Origin of the sequence: Microbispora sp. KK1-11 (assembly GCF_006874435.1) — a bacterium.
Lineage (GTDB): Bacteria > Actinomycetota > Actinomycetes > Streptosporangiales > Streptosporangiaceae > Microbispora > Microbispora catharanthi.
Genome location: NZ_VIRJ01000178.1, coordinates 1 through 307 on the forward strand (window position 1 = coordinate 1; position 307 = coordinate 307).

A 307-nucleotide genomic window follows, 5' to 3' on the forward strand; every position below is an offset into this window, starting at 1 on the left:
GCTGGGTCTGGCCGACCGGGTGCTGGTCGTGCGTGAGGGCCGGATCGTCCATGAGGCGCCGGCCGAGGACCTGGACGAGCACCGTGTGCTCGACCTGGTGATGGTCTCCGCGCCGGAGACCCCCGGGCCGGCGTCCGATTCCGGGTCCGAGTCTGGTTCCGGGTCCGGGTCTGAGGAAGCAAATCCCCCCTCTGAAGGAGCGTTTCATGACTGAGGTCGATCAGGCCGCGCCGGCCGGTCCCCGCATGAAGGCGGCGGGCCCGGGTGGGCGGTTGGGCCGGCTGGGTGAGGTCCGGCATCTGGGGTT

The 307-nt window shown here is 71.3% G+C and carries 1 pseudogene; it reads left to right on the forward strand.

Annotated features, from left to right (window positions below):
* A pseudogene (locus FLW16_RS44855) lies at nt 1–214 on the forward strand (hypothetical protein); the annotation flags it as partial.
* Nucleotides 215–307 lie beyond the last annotated feature (93 nt).